Annotated in this window: 15 protein-coding genes and 2 tRNA genes; 10 read left to right on the top strand and 7 right to left on the bottom strand. The window is 58.4% G+C overall.

Features of this window, described 5'->3' with window-relative positions; all coding sequences use genetic code 11:
* The coding region (purL, locus tag F8I07_RS08150; protein WP_292658166.1) for a phosphoribosylformylglycinamidine synthase subunit PurL at nucleotides 1-1,528 on the bottom strand (1,528 nt) is incomplete at its 3' end.
* Nucleotides 1,529-1,676: 148 nt separating this feature from the next.
* Entirely contained in the window at nucleotides 1,677-2,408 is a 732-nt protein-coding gene (locus F8I07_RS08145) for a nucleotidyltransferase domain-containing protein (protein ID WP_292658163.1), read from the bottom strand.
* A gap of 167 nt (nucleotides 2,409-2,575) precedes the next feature.
* On the opposite strand from F8I07_RS08145, the gene F8I07_RS08140 reads away from it, so the two are divergent.
* The gene (locus F8I07_RS08140) at nucleotides 2,576-3,316 is read left to right on the top strand and encodes a helix-turn-helix domain-containing protein (RefSeq protein WP_292658160.1); all 741 of its coding nucleotides are present in this window, start codon (nucleotides 2,576-2,578) and stop codon (nucleotides 3,314-3,316) included.
* Complete coding sequence (locus F8I07_RS08135) at nucleotides 3,297-3,998, top strand: PAS domain-containing protein (RefSeq protein WP_292658158.1); 702 nt, start codon at nucleotides 3,297-3,299, stop codon at nucleotides 3,996-3,998. Before F8I07_RS08140 ends, F8I07_RS08135 begins: the two co-directional genes overlap by 20 nt.
* Nucleotides 3,999-4,133: 135 nt before the next feature.
* Here F8I07_RS08135 and F8I07_RS08130 read toward each other — a convergent pair whose 3' ends face one another.
* From F8I07_RS08130 to F8I07_RS08120, 3 genes are read right to left on the bottom strand one after another with little or no spacing between them, the layout of a single operon-like run.
* Nucleotides 4,134-4,871 carry a fumarate reductase iron-sulfur subunit gene (locus F8I07_RS08130; RefSeq protein WP_292658168.1) on the bottom strand — a complete coding sequence of 246 codons (738 nt, stop codon included), beginning with the start codon at nucleotides 4,869-4,871 and terminating at the stop codon, nucleotides 4,134-4,136.
* 10 nt (nucleotides 4,872-4,881) lie between these two features.
* The gene (locus tag F8I07_RS08125; RefSeq protein WP_292658155.1) at nucleotides 4,882-6,879 is read right to left on the bottom strand and encodes a fumarate reductase flavoprotein subunit; all 1,998 of its coding nucleotides are present in this window, start codon (nucleotides 6,877-6,879) and stop codon (nucleotides 4,882-4,884) included.
* Nucleotides 6,876-7,646: a fumarate reductase cytochrome b subunit gene (locus tag F8I07_RS08120; protein ID WP_292658152.1), complete on the bottom strand. Its 771-nt coding sequence runs from the start codon at nucleotides 7,644-7,646 to the stop codon at nucleotides 6,876-6,878. The genes F8I07_RS08125 and F8I07_RS08120 overlap by 4 nt, the downstream gene beginning before the upstream one ends.
* An 84-nt stretch (nucleotides 7,647-7,730) precedes the next feature.
* On the opposite strand from F8I07_RS08120, the gene F8I07_RS08115 reads away from it, so the two are divergent.
* From F8I07_RS08115 to F8I07_RS08095, 5 genes are read left to right on the top strand one after another with little or no spacing between them, the layout of a single operon-like run.
* Nucleotides 7,731-7,922, top strand: coding sequence for a hypothetical protein (locus F8I07_RS08115; RefSeq protein ID WP_292658150.1), 192 nt, complete (start codon nucleotides 7,731-7,733; stop codon nucleotides 7,920-7,922).
* A 44-nt stretch (nucleotides 7,923-7,966) separates the two neighbouring features.
* On the top strand, nucleotides 7,967-9,283 hold the full coding sequence (gene gltX, locus F8I07_RS08110; protein ID WP_292658148.1) for a glutamate--tRNA ligase: 1,317 nt from the start codon (nucleotides 7,967-7,969) through the stop codon (nucleotides 9,281-9,283).
* Nucleotides 9,271-9,558 carry a YggT family protein gene (locus F8I07_RS08105; protein WP_292658145.1) on the top strand — a complete coding sequence of 96 codons (288 nt, stop codon included), beginning with the start codon at nucleotides 9,271-9,273 and terminating at the stop codon, nucleotides 9,556-9,558. The genes gltX and F8I07_RS08105 overlap by 13 nt, the downstream gene beginning before the upstream one ends.
* The gene (locus F8I07_RS08100) at nucleotides 9,555-11,093 is read left to right on the top strand and encodes a transglycosylase SLT domain-containing protein (RefSeq protein ID WP_292658142.1); all 1,539 of its coding nucleotides are present in this window, start codon (nucleotides 9,555-9,557) and stop codon (nucleotides 11,091-11,093) included. The genes F8I07_RS08105 and F8I07_RS08100 overlap by 4 nt, the downstream gene beginning before the upstream one ends.
* Nucleotides 11,090-11,422: a hypothetical protein gene (locus tag F8I07_RS08095; protein WP_292658139.1), complete on the top strand. Its 333-nt coding sequence runs from the start codon at nucleotides 11,090-11,092 to the stop codon at nucleotides 11,420-11,422. Before F8I07_RS08100 ends, F8I07_RS08095 begins: the two co-directional genes overlap by 4 nt.
* Nucleotides 11,423-11,469: 47 nt before the next feature.
* Here the strand turns inward: F8I07_RS08095 and F8I07_RS08090 are convergent, their stop codons facing one another.
* Nucleotides 11,470-11,868, bottom strand: a complete 399-nt coding sequence (locus tag F8I07_RS08090) for a hypothetical protein (protein WP_292658137.1) — start codon at nucleotides 11,866-11,868, stop codon at nucleotides 11,470-11,472.
* Between the two features lie 211 nt (nucleotides 11,869-12,079).
* Nucleotides 12,080-14,539 (bottom strand): DNA translocase FtsK, encoded by a 2,460-nt coding sequence (locus F8I07_RS08085; protein ID WP_292658134.1) that lies wholly within the window; start codon nucleotides 14,537-14,539, stop codon nucleotides 12,080-12,082.
* 162 nt (nucleotides 14,540-14,701) lie between these two features.
* On the opposite strand from F8I07_RS08085, the gene F8I07_RS08080 reads away from it, so the two are divergent.
* The 3 genes from F8I07_RS08080 to F8I07_RS08070 all read left to right on the top strand — a co-directional run bounded on the left by F8I07_RS08080 (nucleotide 14,702) and on the right by F8I07_RS08070 (nucleotide 15,200).
* Nucleotides 14,702-14,974, top strand: a complete 273-nt coding sequence (locus F8I07_RS08080; protein WP_292658131.1) for an HU family DNA-binding protein — start codon at nucleotides 14,702-14,704, stop codon at nucleotides 14,972-14,974.
* Between the two features lie 47 nt (nucleotides 14,975-15,021).
* A tRNA-Leu gene (locus F8I07_RS08075) sits at nucleotides 15,022-15,106 on the top strand.
* Nucleotides 15,107-15,125: 19 nt separating this feature from the next.
* A tRNA-Gly gene (locus F8I07_RS08070) sits at nucleotides 15,126-15,200 on the top strand.
* Nucleotides 15,201-15,251: the final 51 nt, after the last annotated feature.

Raw genomic sequence — 15,251 nt, 5'->3', positions numbered from 1 at the left:
CGGGGTTGCCGAAGTTGAGGCAGTCCGTGATCGCCAGAGGCTTGGCCCCGCTCATGGCCACGTTGCGCCCGCTCTCCAGCACCGCCAGAGCCGCCCCTTTGAAGGGGTCGATGTAGCAGTAGCGGGGGTTGCAGTCACTGCTCATGGCCAGGGCCACGCCGGTCTCTTTGACCCGGATCACGCTGGCATCCAGACTGCCGGGATGTTTCTCGGTATTGGTCTGGACCATGGAGTCGTACTGCTCGTAGACCCAGGCTTTGTCCACCACCTCGTCACAGGCGACGAGCTTCTCGAAAGCGCTCTGGTTGTCGACCCGCTCGAAGTCGTCGACGCGCACCTTGGCGATCTCGTCCAGGTAGGCGGGGCGTTTGGTAGGGCGATCCAGCACCGGCGCCTCTTCGCTGACGGGATCGACGGGAACGTCGGCCACCTTCTCCCCGTGCCAGAAGAGCTCCATCCGTCCGGTGTCGGTAACTTCTCCGATGACGGCGCAGTCGAGATCCCACTTTTCGAAGATCTCGATGATCTTCTCTTCGGTCCCTTTCTTGGCGCAGATCAGCATCCGCTCCTGGGATTCGCTGAGCATGAACTCGTAGGGGGTCATCCCCTCTTCCCGGGCGGGGACCTTGTCCAGGTGCATGATCATCCCGCTGCCGCTGCGTCCGGCCATCTCGAAGGAGCTGGAGGTCAGCCCCGCCGCTCCCATATCCTGGATCCCGACGACGTAGTCGGTCTTGAAGAGCTCCAGACAGGCCTCCAGCAGGAGCTTCTCTGTGAAGGGGTCGCCCACCTGGACCGTGGGGCGGAGTTTTTTGGACTCTTCGGTGAAGCTATCACTGCTCATCACCGCGCCCCCCAGGCCGTCCCGGCCGGTCTTGGAGCCCACGTAGATGACCGGGTTGCCGATCCCCTCGGCCTTGCCGTAGAAGATCTCGTCGGCCTTGGCCAGCCCCAGGCTGAAGGCGTTGACAAGGATGTTGCCGTTGTAGCAGCTCTCGAAGCTCATCTCACCGCCGATGGTGGGAACCCCCATGCAGTTGCCGTAGCTCCCGATGCCTTCGACGACGCCCCGGACCAGGTGACGCTGATAGCGAGGGGTCTCCCCGTCGCCGTCGATATCCCCGAAGCGCAGGGAGTTGAGATTGGCCACAGGGCGGGCCCCCATGGTGAAGATGTCCCGCAGGATTCCGCCGACTCCCGTCGCCGCCCCCTGAAAGGGTTCGATGTAGCTGGGGTGGTTGTGGCTCTCCATCTTGAAGACCGCCGCCATCCCGCCGCCGATGTCGATGACCCCGGCGTTTTCCCCCGGCCCCTGGATCACCCAGGGGGCTTGGGTGGGGAAGCCGTTGAGATATTTTTTGGAAGATTTGTAGGAGCAGTGCTCCGACCACATGGCGCTGAAGATCCCGATCTCCACCAGATTGGGCTCGCGTCCGAGGATCTGCTTGATATGTTCATAGTCGGCATAGCTCAGCTTGTGGGCGGCGAGGATCTCCTCGATATTTTCCAGGGCTTGGGTGCTGCTCATGGCATTCCTTTTGTCTCGGTAAAAGTGGGGATATTTTACTCAAAAGGGGCTTGGAGTTTGCTCATGCGCCCACGGTGCAGTCGCAAGTCGCAGGCACGGCGGCAAAGCCGCCTCACGTCACAAGATGGCAGGTCGAGATCAAATCCTTTTATAGAATTCCTTTCCGGTGATAATAGGCTTCAATCCTATCAAAGATACGAATCAACTCTTCCCGGTAGGCAAAAACACAGTTGAGCGCTTCAGCGGACTCTTCGGGGATATCGTCGTACTGGTGTGCGATTTCGTTTCGGACGGCCTTGAGCTGCTGCCAGATCTCGGCCTTCTCTAAAATACCGATTTTTTCCAGCCGATGCAGAATGTCCTGCAACGTCATCCTCTCGATATCCTCTTCGTACTCGGAGACAATCAGTCGAAACAGTTTCGATCCCAGCGTATCCTGAAGTTTGGCGAAGCGAAATAGATACTGATCGATCGCCTCGACCTCTTCATCACTGAGCCGTTCGTAGCGGGGAGCGGAGAGAGGGAAAATATCCCGGATTTTGGAAGAGGCTTTTTCGATGCGCAACTTATGCTTGCGGCACTGATCGAGGTATTTCCGTATTCTCAACCGGGTTTCATCCATGATGATTCCTTTGCGAAGTGCTTCCTGTTCGATGGGACGTTTGGGATCCTGTGCGATGATCAGATCGATTTTTTGATCCCCTATACGATTTTTAAGTGCGAGAAGAAACGCATACTTTTTATCGGTCAAATTTTCGCGGTTCTCAGGAACAGCATAGAGATCGATATCCCCACCCCGCCGTGTGTCATCCGCACGGGAGCCGAAAAGGTAGATTGATCCTGCACCGAAAATCTCCCGGAAAGTTTCCACGATCGCCATGGCTTCCTGGTAAGATAATCGCATCGGTGCTCTCCCCAGCTTGATGATGCGATTGTACCATTTATTGCCAAAACACAGGCTCCAATCCCTCACTCAAATAAGATCTGTGTATAATATTTGACCACAAATCCCGCCCCGGCTGCAAAACCGGGGTGAAACGAGTGCCTATGAAAGAAGCAAACGAGACGATCGCCCGGAGTCCGGCGGTGGCCCAGATCCTCCGGGGGCTGGAGCTGACCCGTGACCTCTATGTGGCTAGCATCCTCATCGGGGAGCGCTACAGCGGCAAGCGGACCCTGCTCAAGAGACTCTTTCCCGACCTTCCCCGGGTCTCGGGAGAGGATGAGAGGGCCCTGAGTGCAGCGCTGGAGATGGAGAACGCCCTGATCATCACCGAGTTCGAGACGGTGAAGTATCCCAGGGAGCTGGACTTTCAGAACAAACGGATCCTGGCCGTCGCCGACGGTCCGGTGGATCCGGGGATCCTGGACGAGAAATTCGCCTTCATCTACCGGATGCCTCCTCTGCGGGAGCGCCCCGAAGAGATCGAGAGCTTTACCCGCCATTTTCTCCAAGAAGCCAAAGAGGATCTGATGATCGACGAGGAGATCGAACTGGACCAAGCCCGCCTCGATCTGGAGCAAAACCTGCGCTCGCTCAAGGCCTCCGTCTATCGGGAAGCGCTGCTGCAGAGCCTTGAGGCCTCCGAGATCGAACGCGCCCTGGAGCGGCTCTTTGCCGAATCGCTGGAGGGGAACAACGCCTACCGGGAGAACCTGGGCCTGCTGGAGCGGCCTCTGCTCAAAGCGGGACTGGCACGCTACGGTTCCCAGCTCAAACTGGCGGGAGTCCTGGGGATCAACCGCAACACTCTGAGAAAGAAACTCCATGAATACAACCTCGATTGATTTCCGCTTTCTCCTCGACTGCGATACCTCACCGCTGATCATCTTCGATCACAAGGGCCATATCCTCTGGCTCAACGAAGCGGCGGAGATCCTGCTGGGCTATGCCGACCACCGAGAGCTCTTCGAGATGGCCCTGGCCCACGCTCCCCGGGATTTCGGCCACCAGACCACCCTGCGGGAACTCCACTACCGTCAGCTGAGCTTCTACGCCTTTCAGGTGGCCTACAACTCCGAAGAGTGGATCGCCCTTCGCCTCTTCTACCGTCCCAAAGCCAAGGAGGAGCGGCACCTGGACCCGGACAAACTGCTGCCCACCGATGTCAATCTCCTGCTGGAGGCGGCGATCGGGATGTTCCGGATGCAGCACGACCGGCCTCTTCGTCTCCTGGCCGACCAGGACCTGCCGGAACTTCGTATCGACCAGAACAGCTTCTCCAAACTCCTGCGCAAAGTTCTGGAGAGTTTTCGGGAGGCCGAGGAGATCCGGGCTTCGCTGAAAATGACCATCGGAGAGTTCATCCGTATCGAGGGAAAGCGCTACCCGATCCTGCGTCTCAAGCTCGAAGCCGACCGTCGGATCACCCGGGAGGATACCACCATCGAAGAGCTGGCCAACTCCTTGCAGATCCTCGCCTTCTGCGAACCCGACTCCGTCGTGCTGGATATTCCCTTTATCCGATAAAACAACGACTGATCAGTACCCGTCATTCCGGACTTGATTCGGAATCTAGGGCCATGAATGAATATGAAATCATGGATCCTGAATCGAGTTCAGGATGACGAATCAATCTCCCATCGATTTTTCCAGTCACTGCCTTTATTTGACCTTTGCCAGCTTACGCCGCATGTAGGCGATCTTCTCCTGGAGGGGGAGATTTTTGGGGCAGTGATCCTCACACGAGAGCAGGCTCATGCAGCCGAAGATCCCCGCATCGTCTCCTACCAGCTCGTAATAGTCGTCGTCGGTCCGTTCGTCGTGGGGATCGCTCTCGAACCGGGCGATACGGTTGAGCCCCACGGCCCCCACAAAATCGGGACGCATCAGCGCCGTGGCGCAGCTGGCGACACAGATCCCGCACTCGATACAGCGATCCAGTTCGAAGGTCGCATCGGCGGCATCGGGGTCCACCGGCCGCTCGATCCGGCTGATGTCGTGCTCCACGGATGAATGGATCCAGCTCTCCATCCGTTGGCTCATCCGATCCATCCACTGCCCGGTGATCACCGAGAGATCTTTGATGAGTTCGAAGGCCGGCATGGGCATCAGACGGATCTTTCCGTCGGGGTAGTCGGCGGTGCGGGTGCGGCAGGCCAGCAGGGGTTTGCCGTTGACCATCATCCCGCAGCTGCCGCAGATCCCCGCCCGGCAGACGAAATCGAAGGCCAGGTCCGGGTCCAGATCCTCCCGGATCATATTGAGCGCCACGAAGAGGGTCATCCCGGGCGTCTCCCGGATCGTGTAGGTGGCCAGATGGGGTTTGGATTCAGGGTCCCTGGGATTGTATTTGAGGATCTCGAAGGTGAGCTCTCTCCCCTCTCCCTGATCCACGGTCATGATCTTGGTCTTAGGCATATCCCACCCCCAGGCGTTCGTTTTTGGCTTTGTAGTTTTCGGGCAGTTCGAAAGGCATCAGCGCCTCCTGAATCGCGAAGCGGTCTTTCCCCTCGGCCTCCAGTTTGCGACGGATGGCCTCCACTTCCTCGGCCCGCTGGGCAGAGAGGGGATTTTCGATGATCTGCCCCTTGCGGCCGTAGCCCCGAAAAGCGGGAGGCATCTCCATCTTCAGGATCTCAAGGGGTTCGTAACCCACCTCCGGCAGTGTCGCCTCGGGATCGCTCCAGCGGATGATGGTCCGTTTCAACCAGTGCAGATCGTCCCGTTTTGTGTAATCCTCCCGATAATGCGCCCCGCGGCTCTCGGTGCGCAGCAGGGCGCCGTAGGCGACGCTGAGAGCGATCTTGAGCATCTTGGGGACCCGGTAGGCCTGTTCCAGTTCCGGATTGGCCCGGGGGCACTTGTAGGCCACCGCCGCCTCCCGGCTGAGCTTCAGCAGCTCCTGGAGCTCATCCACCGCTTCCCGAAGCGTCTCGCCGTGGCGGAAGATCCCCACCTTCTCATCCATAATCACCTGCATCCGGCGCTTGATGTCGAAAATACTCATTCCCTTGTGTTCCGGCCGATCCAGGATCTCCTGCAGATAGGTCTCTTCCTGCCGGAGAGCGTCACGCACCAGACGGGTGTCGATGTCGATCTCGTGCCGGTGACAGTAGTCAGCCATGTAGCTGCCGACGATCATCCCCGCCACCACCGTCTCGGCCACCGAATTGCCCCCCAGGCGGTTGAAACCGTGCAGATCCCAGCAGGCCGCTTCCCCGCAGGCAAAGAGGCCGTCGATGGCGGTGCTCTCCCCGGTGGGTTTGGTGCGGATCCCTCCCATGCTGTAGTGCTGGGCGGGGCGCACTGGCAGCCACCCTTTTGGGCCGGGATCGGCCGGGTCGATGCCGTTGAAGGTCATGGCGATCTCCCGAACATCCCGGAGGTTCTTTTCGATATGCTCCCGCCCCAGGATCGAGATATCGAGCCAGAGATGCTCCCCAAAGGGTGACGGCACTCCCTTGCCTTTGCGGATGTGCTCCATCATCCGGCGGCTCACCACATCCCGGCTGGCCAGATCCTTCTTCTCCGGTTCGTAGTCGGGCATGAAGCGGTGACCGTCCACATCCCGCAGTACCCCGCCGTCGCCCCGGCACCCTTCGGTGAGCAGGATCCCTGACGGGACAATGGGGGTGGGGTGGAACTGCACCGCCTCGGGGTTGCCCAGGGTCGCCAGACCGGTCTCCAGGACCGCGGCCTGACCGGTCCCCTCACAGATGACGGCATTGGTGGTGGTCCGGTAGATCCGCCCCCAGCCCCCGGTGGCGATGCAGGTGGCTTTGGCCACGTAGGCTTCGATCTCCCCGGTGATCTGATCCCTCACCACAGCCCCATAGCATCGGGAGCCCTCCACGATGAGCCGCATCAGCTCTTTGCGCTCGTGGATCTCCGCCTGGTCCCGGATCGCCCGGTTGGCCACCCCGTAGAGCATGGTATGGCCCGTGGCGTCGGCGGTGTAGCAGGTGCGCCACTTCTTGGTACCGCCGAAGTCCCGGGCGTTGATGAGGCCGTGGGCCTCCTCCTTCTCCACGATGGTGGTGCGCTGGGCGTTGATCACCACCTCCCGAGGACCCTTGCGGACCCGGGTCCAGGGGACGCCCCACTCCGCCAGCTGGCGGGTCGCCTTGGGAGCGGTGGTGACGAACATCCGCGCCACCACCTGGTCACAGCCCCAGTCGCTCCCCTTGACGGTATCGGCAAAATGGACATCTTCGTTGTCCCCCTCTCCCATGACGGTATTGGCCAGGCTCGACTGCATCCCGCCCTGGGCCGCAGCCGAATGGGAGCGCTTGACCGGTACGAGGGAGAGGACGATGGTATTGAGCCCCTTCTCCTGAGTCTGGACCGCGACCCTCAGTCCCGCCAGGCCGCCCCCGATCACCAGGGCATCACAGTAGCGGATCTTCATTGTTCACCTCCCGCCGAAATCTGCGACTGGGGGATGTAACGCTTTCCGTAATCGGGCTGATGGGCCTTGCCGATCTCCCAGTAGGTACCCAGCGCGCTGTAGGCCAGCAGCGAGAAGAAAACAATCGCCCCCCACATCAGCGCCTTGTTGCGCCGGCGGCCGGCCCGCGGATCCTTCCGGACCGTGAACCCCCACTTCATCGTCAGACGGTAGAGACCGACCATGGCATGGAGGACCACCATGGCGATCAGCAGCGCGTAGAGGAAGCCGAAGTTGTCGGTGTAGATCCGATCCGCCGAGGCGTAGGGACCGATCTTCTCCGGTTCGGCCACCATCATCCAGAGATGAGCCGACCCCAGGAAGAACATGGCGAAACCCGTGGCCGCCTGGACCATCCAGAGGGTGGTATCCAGGTGCCCCAGGTGGGCCGAGTGGGTCTTGAGCATCTTGTACTCACGATATTTGTAGGGGAACTTTCGCATCGCCAGGCCGGCATGGATGATGAAGATGATGAAGATGATCGACGCGGCGATCCCGACCAGCAGCGGTTCGGGCTCCTTGAGAAAGAGGCTCCCCTCGAAGAGCTTGGTCTCGGTATACATCGCCTCCTTGCCCAGCAGGATCGAGGAGGTAAAAAACATATGCCCGATGATGAAAAGTCCCAGGATCAGTCCCGTGATGCTCTGCCACCGGTCCAGCACCGCCGGCATACGGCTCTTGGTCCCGTCGTCCCTCTTGCCCAGATACCCTTCGATCAGGTCGCTCACGGAAGATCCTTTTGTAACACTTCTATGCGAAAAGTCTATCGCTCCTTCTCTTGAAGGGTTCTTAAGAAATCGGTAGAATACACTATGCGAAAATATTACTTTATCAGTTGTCTTTCGGCTTTTTTTCTATTAAGCGGATGCACATCCGTCATCACTGCTCCTATTGATGTCGCCAGTTCGGTCGTCGGCGCAGGCTTCCATATGGTCGGCGCTGCGGGAGGCGCCGTGGTCAATACCGTCACCGGCGGCAAGACCTACAGCGAGGATTCGGATTAACCGCCGTTGGCTATAATTCCCCCAACCAAACTACCGGAGTCCTGATGCTGCGTTATGCGCTTTTACCCAGAGGAGATCTCTCGATCGAGAGCCTACGGATTGCCCTGATCAACTATCTCGTCGCCCGACAGCGGAACGAGGGCTTTATCCTCCGGATCGAGGATACCGACAAAGCCCGCATCGTCGAAGGCAAAGAGGGCGAAGGTCGGGAGCTGTTGGAGAAGTTCGCCATCCATCCCGATCAGACCCTCTACCAGAGCGATCAGCTCGGACGCTACCAGCATCTGGCGGTCCGTCTGGTAGAAGAGGGCCGAGCCTTCCTCTGCCTCTGCAGCGAGGAGGAGCTGGAACAGGAACGGCGGCATGCCCGGGCCGAGAACCGTCCCTACCGCTACAGCGGCCGCTGTGCCCGGATGGATACCGAAGAACTCCGGCAGATCCGTGAGGAGAAGGTCCCCTTCACCATCCGCCTCCGCAAACCGGCCACCCCTATCCGCTTTACCGATCTCCTGCAAGGCGATATCGAGGCCGATCCCGGCGAGGTGGATCACTTCGTCATCCTCCGCGCCGACGGAACTCCTACCTCCGATTTCGCCGCGGCTGTGGATGACATGATCGGCGGTATCAGCCTCATCATCGATACAGAAGAGCGGCTTCGGCATACTCCCCGCCAGATCCATGTCCGGCAGGCGCTGGGCTTCGACGAGGCGATCGCTTACGCCCATCTCCCTCCCCTCCTTGACCCGCAGGGGAAAAGGCTCTCCGAAACGGGACATGCCGGCAGTGTCAAAAGACTCTTGGAAGAGGGATTCCTCCCTGATGCCATCCTCAACTACTTGCTCCTGCTGGGCAACGAAACCCCCATGGAGATCTTCACCCTTCCCGAGGCGGTGGAGTGGTTCGATCTCCGGAAGCTCTCCCGCTCCCCTACCCGCTTCGATCTGGAGCGGCTGCGGCAGATCAACCGGGAGCATCTGCGCCGGATGGAGGATCGGACCCTCTCCCGGATCTTCGGCTTCGCCGATGCCGACGTGGGGCGCCTGGCCAAACTCTATCTGGAAGAGGCGGCGACGATCAACGAGCTCGAGAGCCGGATCCGGGCCGTCTTCGCCCCCAAAAGCTGCCGAGGAGACCAGGGTGAAACGATGCAGCGCCTCTCCGCCCTGATCCTCGCCGCTCCCTATTTCGATACTTTCGATGAGTTCACAGCCTACCTGTCGGAAAAGAGCGGCCTGGAGGGCGATGCGCTCAGCCGATCTCTTCGGCATCTCATGACCGGGGCCGAAAAGGGCCCCGATTTGGGTAAAATCTACCAATCTATCAAATCCTACATTACGGAGGTCATCCGATGTCAGCCCTGATCTATGCCCTGGTCCAGGTCATTCACACCGTCATCAATCTCTATATCTGGATGATCATCATCGCCGCGGTGCTGAGCTTTGTCCAGCCCAACCCCTCTAACCCCACGGTCCGTTCGCTGATCCTGGGTCTCTACCGGCTCACGGAACCCGCCTTCGCCTGGGTACGCCGCAAGATGCCCTTCGTGGTAGTAGGAGGGATCGACCTCTCCCCCATCGTGATCCTGCTGGCGCTCCAGTTCCTCGATATCTTCCTCCTCAGGCTCGTCTTCGGATGAGAATCCTACTCCTTCTGCTTTTTACGCTTCTAATCCCCCTGGGAGCCAAAAGCTTCAGCTACGCCCAGGTCCACTCCCTCCCCGCCGGGGTGGAAAAGGACTACTACATCTGGCGCCTCCTGCGTCAGAAGAGCACCACCCGCTCCCAGGCGGCCAGGATCATCCGGGAAGCCTCCGCCCTCAATCCGCTGCTCAAAAAGGCCTACCGGCGCAAGACCGGCCATAATCCCCCCGCTCCCCGACGTCAGGTCCACCGACTCACGCCGGAGCAAAAGGCGCAGCTGGAGGCCAAACTGGCCGTCGCCCGGCAGGTGCTCCGGGCTCCCGATCCCCTGGCGGCCTGGCGCAAACTCGATCCCAAGATGCGTCTCTTCGTCTTCAAACATGCCGGGAAAAAGGGACGAAGGATGCTAGACTATGCCATGAGCGAAGCCGAGTGGCAGGAGCTCAGCCGCTACCCCGACGCCAACTTGATGATCCACTACATCCGCCGGGACCGACTGCCGAAGCTCTCGCGGATCCTGCGCTACAAACCCGCGCAGAAGAACGCTCTGCGCTACGACTATCTGATGCGGATGGGCTTCGAAGCACTTAACCGGGGTGACGAGAGCCTGGCGGAATATGACTTCGACCGGGCCGCCGACCGGGCCGGCAAACGGGAACTAGCCGACCGGGCGCTCTTTTGGGCCTGGAAAGCCGACGACGACCGGGACTACCTGAACCGCCTGGTCAAAAGCTGGGATATCAACCTCTACACCCTGGCCGCCCGGGACGCCCTGAAGCTCAAATACGATCTGGGGATCACCCCGGAGCTTCCCAAAGGCCGCGTCCCCGGTTTCGATATCCGCGACCCGATCCAGTGGGGAAGCCTCAAGCGCAAAATCTTCGATCCCCATACCGACATGGAGGCCCTGGCCAAACGCTTCCGTACCGCCGAGACCGTCGGCCACTGGACCTACATCAAGACCAAAGCGGGCAAGGATGTCCCCCAGTACTTCCCCATGCCCTACCGGGAGTTCATGAAAAAGCTCCCCATTAAACGCCAAGCGATCCTCTACGCCATCGCCCGACAGGAGAGCCGCTTCATCCCGGCCTCGGTCTCTCACTCCTTCGCCTTGGGAATGATGCAGATCATGCCCTTTCTGGTGGACCATCTCAAAAGCGTCCGCCATGAACGGGTCGACTACGACGATCTCTTCGACCCTCTCACCGCCCTCAAATACGCCAATACCCACCTCGACTATCTAACCAAATGGCTTCACCACCCCCTTTTCGTCGCCTACGCCTACAACGCCGGCATCGGCTATACCAAACGGCTCATTCGCCGAAAAGAGCTCTTCGAAGACCGGAACAAATATGACCCCTGGATCAGCCTGGAGCGGGTGGCCAATTACCAGGCCAACGACTACGGCAAAAAGGTCCTGACCAACTATGTGATCTATATGAACAAGCTGGGCTATCCTCTCCGGCTTATCTTTCTGGTCTCGGTGCTGCACCGCCACAGGCTGACCGACGAATTCCGGTCGAGACGATGATCCGCAATCTCAAAGACAAAACCCTCTCCCGGGGCCTCGCCCTCGCCCTCGACAAGCGGATCCGGCAGTACGGCCGCATCCTCGACCTGCAGCTGGATAGCCGCAACAAACGGCTGGAGTTGGAGATTCTACTCAAAGGAGAGGTGGAACCCCTGCGGGTCCGGATCGAAAACTATGAAGTACGGGAAGAAGCGGGACACTGGTACCTCCTGGCGAAGGAGTTGAAGAGCTCACGAGAGTGGATTGACATTCTTGCCCGGGAGTATCTCTCCCAGCGCCCGATTGAGATTCCCGAGCGCTATGCCAAAATGCTCAGGATGGTGATATAGTCAGGAAAAAGGATTCCGGATCGAGCCCGGAATGACGGGAAGTCCGATCAGGGCTTTTCGCGGAAGAGGTGGTACTGCTCGTTTTCCAGCAACTCTTCGACATATTTGGGGTCGGCCTTTTTGACACTTTTCCAGAGGCCCGATGGCAGACGCACCTGGAGCTGCCCTTTCTCCCTGAGTTTGATGATCTTTTTGGGTGAGAGGATCTTCTCCACGGGGGAGAAGTCCGCCTTGCTCAGATCCACGTCGGTACGGTAGAAGAGCGTCTGCTTTTTGAAACGTCCCCAGCCGGGGATCCCCTCGTCGGTATAAGGCACTTCGTAGCCGTTGTCGAACTCCACCATGATCGCATAATGACTGTCGGGATAGACCGCCACGATCTTTCCTTTTCCGAAGACAAGGCCATAGACCTTGTCTCCTACTTTGGCTTTGCTGAAATAGGCCATTTTTTTCTCTCCTTTTTTATAGTGAATCGAGGGCTCTGAAAAACCGAAACAATCTCTCTCCGTCATCCTGAACTTGATTCAGGATCTACGGTTTATTGGACATTCCAAACCCTGGATTCCGGGTCAAGCCCGGAATGATGGTGATTATTTGAATCAATAGATTATAGCACGCCACATTACCGATCGGTAACGATTTCTAATGGCGGCAAATTCAGACCAACAGCTCCCGCTGCCCCTTGGCGTTGGGGGCGCTGAGGATTCCGGTGCGTTCCAGCTGCTCGATGAGATTGGCGGAGCGGTTGTAGCCGATCTGGAGCTTGCGCTGGAGGTAGGAGATGGAGGTCTTTTTGTCGCTGATGACGATCTCTTTGGCCTGTTCGTAGAGGGGGTCGAGCTCTTCGTCCGCCTCACCTGCCTCTCCTCCGCCGGCGGAGCCCCCTTCGCTCAGATAGCTCTCGTCATACTCGGGCTCCCGCTGGGCTTTGAGGAACTCCACCACCTCTTCGATCTCCTCTTCGCTGTTCCAAGGGGCGTGCAGGCGTACCAGCCCCACGGCACCCGGCGGGGTAAAGAGGGCATCCCCCCGGCCCAACAGGCTCTCGGCCCCCATCTGGTCCAGGATCACCTTGGAGTCGATCCGCTGGCCGACCCGGTAGCTGAGCCGTGAAGGGAGGTTGGCCTTGATGAGGCCGGTAACCACGTCCACACTGGGACGCTGGGTGGCGACGATGAGATGGATCCCCGCCGCCCGTGCCATCTGGGCCAGGCGGGCGATGGAGTACTCCACCTCTTTGCCACCGTTCATCATCAGATCCGCCAACTCGTCGATCACCACCACGATAAAGGGCATCTCCACCCACCCCTCCTGACGGGCCTTTTCGTTGTAGTTGTCGATATTCTTGACCCGGCTTTCGGCCATCACTTTGTAGCGCCGCTCCATCTCATGGACCATGTTGGCCAAAGCGGAGATCGCCTTTTTGGGCTCGATGATCACCGGGGTCAGCAGATGGGGAATATCGTTGTAGATGCTGAACTCCAGCATCTTGGGATCGATTAGGATCAGCTTGAGCCGGTCCGGATCGTTGCGATAGAGCAGACTCAGCAGCATGGCGTTGATCCCCACGGACTTCCCGCTTCCGGTGGTTCCGGCGATCAGCAGGTGGGGGAGCTTCTTCAGATCCGTCACGAAAGGGTTGCCCACGATATCCTTGCCCAGTGCTACCGTCAGCGGCGATTTGGAGTTTTTGAAGAGCTCACTCTCCAGGATCTCCCGCAGGTAGATGGTCTCGAAGGTTTCGTTGGGGATCTCGATCCCCACAACATCCCGGCCTGGGATCGGCGCCTGGATCCGGATCGTCTCGGCGCTGAGAGCCATCGCCAGATCGTCCTGAAGGCCCAGGATCTTGGAGACCTTGACGTTGGGAGCCGGTTTGAATTCAAAGGTCGTGACCAGGGGGCCGCTGTAGGTGCGGATCACGTCCCCTTCGATCTTGAAGCGTCCCAGTTTGTCCAGCAGTTCTCCGATCTTCCGGTCGATCTCCGCTTCGTTGACCTTTTTGGAACTCCGGGGCGGCTTGGCCAGAAAATCGAGTTTGGGAAGGCGGAAGTTCTTGGGCTTGGCCACCCTGCCCTTCTCGATCCCCTCCAGGAGTTTGGCGTTCTCCTCCAGCTGCTCCACAATCTTCACGCCGCTTTTTTTAGGAGTGTCGGAAGCGGCAGTGGAACGTTTACTATTGGCAGGCATTCGTTTGCGGCTTTTGGATTTGGCAACCGGTTCAGCGGGCATTTCCGTCGTCGATCCCTCGATCGACGGACTTTCCGCAATCGGTGCAGCCGGGAAAGACTCCAAATCCTCCGCCGGCTCGGAAGAGCGAAGAGATTCCAGAAGCTCTTCTTCCCGATCCAAGCTCTCTTCCATCTCCGATTTATAGTCGAGGAGTTCCTGCTCTTCGTTGCGTCGGGGAGTGCTCAGTTCCCTGAGTATGGGCCGGGTATGCGGAACATTTTTGATGGTATCGTTCACCTCAATAGGAGGCAATTCCATCCCCAGTATCCGCTCCATCTCCTTTTCCCGCTTATGGTCGAAAGGATTGCGAAAAATCTCCCGCACCCAGGAGAACGAGAACTCAGGCAGAGTAAAACGACGCCGGATGGAGGGAGTCTCCTCGGGGTCGACATGACGTTGGATCCGACGGCTTTTACGCTCCCCGGCTTTCTCACGTCGGCCTTCCCACCAGTTCCGTACCTTTTCAGGCAGATCCCAGTCCCCTTCGAAGACCAATGCAATTGACAGGGCAAAGATCATAAGCCAAAAGAGCCAGAGCCCCGCCAGACCGATGACCGGTGTCATCGCATCATAGAGCTCCCATCCGATCAATCCGCTATGGGCCCGCCCTACCGCCAAGGGCTGTAAAATCACCAAAGAGATCAGAAAAAGCATCCACCCGACATACCCCTCCCGCCGTTTCATCAGCACAGGCCGGCGATAGAAACGATAGAGGGGATAGAAGAGAATGAAGAAATCGGCGTAGGCCAGATAGCCGAAAAGCCGCAGATTCCAGAACCCGATCTGACGCCCCACATTCCCCACCAGTGATGTGTCCTGGAAGATCGTCGAAAAGGCACCGTATATCAGAATGATGGCACTGATGATCGCTGCGACTGTCCGCACAAATTCTCCTTTTTCACTAAAGCCATATTATAACATATCAATATAAGAGCTCCCAATTTCATCACGCTATATAACATATTCTCCTATGAAAATTACCTTTTCAATACAAAACGCTATTGAGTTTATGCTAGAATTGGTCAAAACCGTAAGGAGGAAAAGTAGATGAAAAAAACCGACTTTATCGCCGAGGTCGCCCAGAAGAGCGGTCTTTCCAAGAAGGATACTGAGGCAGTGATCGACGCGGCGCTCGATACCATTACCGAAGCGCTCAAAGCCCGGGAAAACGTCTCTTTCCTCGGTTTCGGCTCCTTCCAGGCCGTCAAGAAAAACGCCCGGGAGATCACCATCCCTGGTACCACCCGCAAAGTGAAGGTCCCCGCCAAATACAGTGTCCGTTTCAAACCCGGCAAACTGCTCAAAGAGGCGGTAGAATAATCAACAATCTTTAAGCTTCGTTACTCTAAAATTCCGTCACCCAAAGAGCCTCGGTGGCGGAATTGGTAGACGCAGCAGATTCAAAATCTGCCGCCTTCGGGTGTGCCGGTTCGAGTCCGGCCCGAGGTACCAGGTTTTGAATCACTCCTATGCGGGAGTAGCTCAGGGGTAGAGCACAACCTTGCCAAGGTTGGGGTCGCGGGTTCGAATCCCGTCTCCCGCTCCAATTTCTTCTCTATTTCATACCTAAATATATTCATGATTTACTATTTACCAT

It is taken from the genome of Nitratifractor sp. (genome assembly GCF_015487065.1).
Classification (GTDB): domain Bacteria; phylum Campylobacterota; class Campylobacteria; order Campylobacterales; family Sulfurovaceae; genus Nitratifractor.
This window is presented reverse-complemented; position numbering and strand designations above follow the sequence as displayed.

Bases quoted from the DNA above. Each gene is read 5' to 3' on its own strand.
- F8I07_RS08080 (WP_292658131.1), top strand. From the start codon at position 14,702: ATGAAAAAAACCGACTTTATCGCCGAGGTCGCCCAGAAGAGCGGTCTT.
- F8I07_RS08105 (WP_292658145.1), top strand. From the start codon at position 9,271: ATGTCAGCCCTGATCTATGCCCTGGTCCAGGTCATTCACACCGTCATC.
- F8I07_RS08135 (WP_292658158.1), top strand. From the start codon at position 3,297: ATGAATACAACCTCGATTGATTTCCGCTTTCTCCTCGACTGCGATACC.
- F8I07_RS08100 (WP_292658142.1), top strand. From the start codon at position 9,555: ATGAGAATCCTACTCCTTCTGCTTTTTACGCTTCTAATCCCCCTGGGA.
- F8I07_RS08130 (WP_292658168.1), bottom strand. From the start codon at position 4,871: ATGACCGTGGATCAGGGAGAGGGGAGAGAGCTCACCTTCGAGATCCTC.
- F8I07_RS08095 (WP_292658139.1), top strand. From the start codon at position 11,090: ATGATCCGCAATCTCAAAGACAAAACCCTCTCCCGGGGCCTCGCCCTC.
- F8I07_RS08145 (WP_292658163.1), bottom strand. From the start codon at position 2,408: ATGGCGATCGTGGAAACTTTCCGGGAGATTTTCGGTGCAGGATCAATC.
- F8I07_RS08140 (WP_292658160.1), top strand. From the start codon at position 2,576: ATGAAAGAAGCAAACGAGACGATCGCCCGGAGTCCGGCGGTGGCCCAG.
- F8I07_RS08090 (WP_292658137.1), bottom strand. From the start codon at position 11,868: ATGGCCTATTTCAGCAAAGCCAAAGTAGGAGACAAGGTCTATGGCCTT.
- F8I07_RS08115 (WP_292658150.1), top strand. From the start codon at position 7,731: ATGCGAAAATATTACTTTATCAGTTGTCTTTCGGCTTTTTTTCTATTA.
- gltX (WP_292658148.1), top strand. From the start codon at position 7,967: ATGCTGCGTTATGCGCTTTTACCCAGAGGAGATCTCTCGATCGAGAGC.
- F8I07_RS08125 (WP_292658155.1), bottom strand. From the start codon at position 6,879: ATGAAGATCCGCTACTGTGATGCCCTGGTGATCGGGGGCGGCCTGGCG.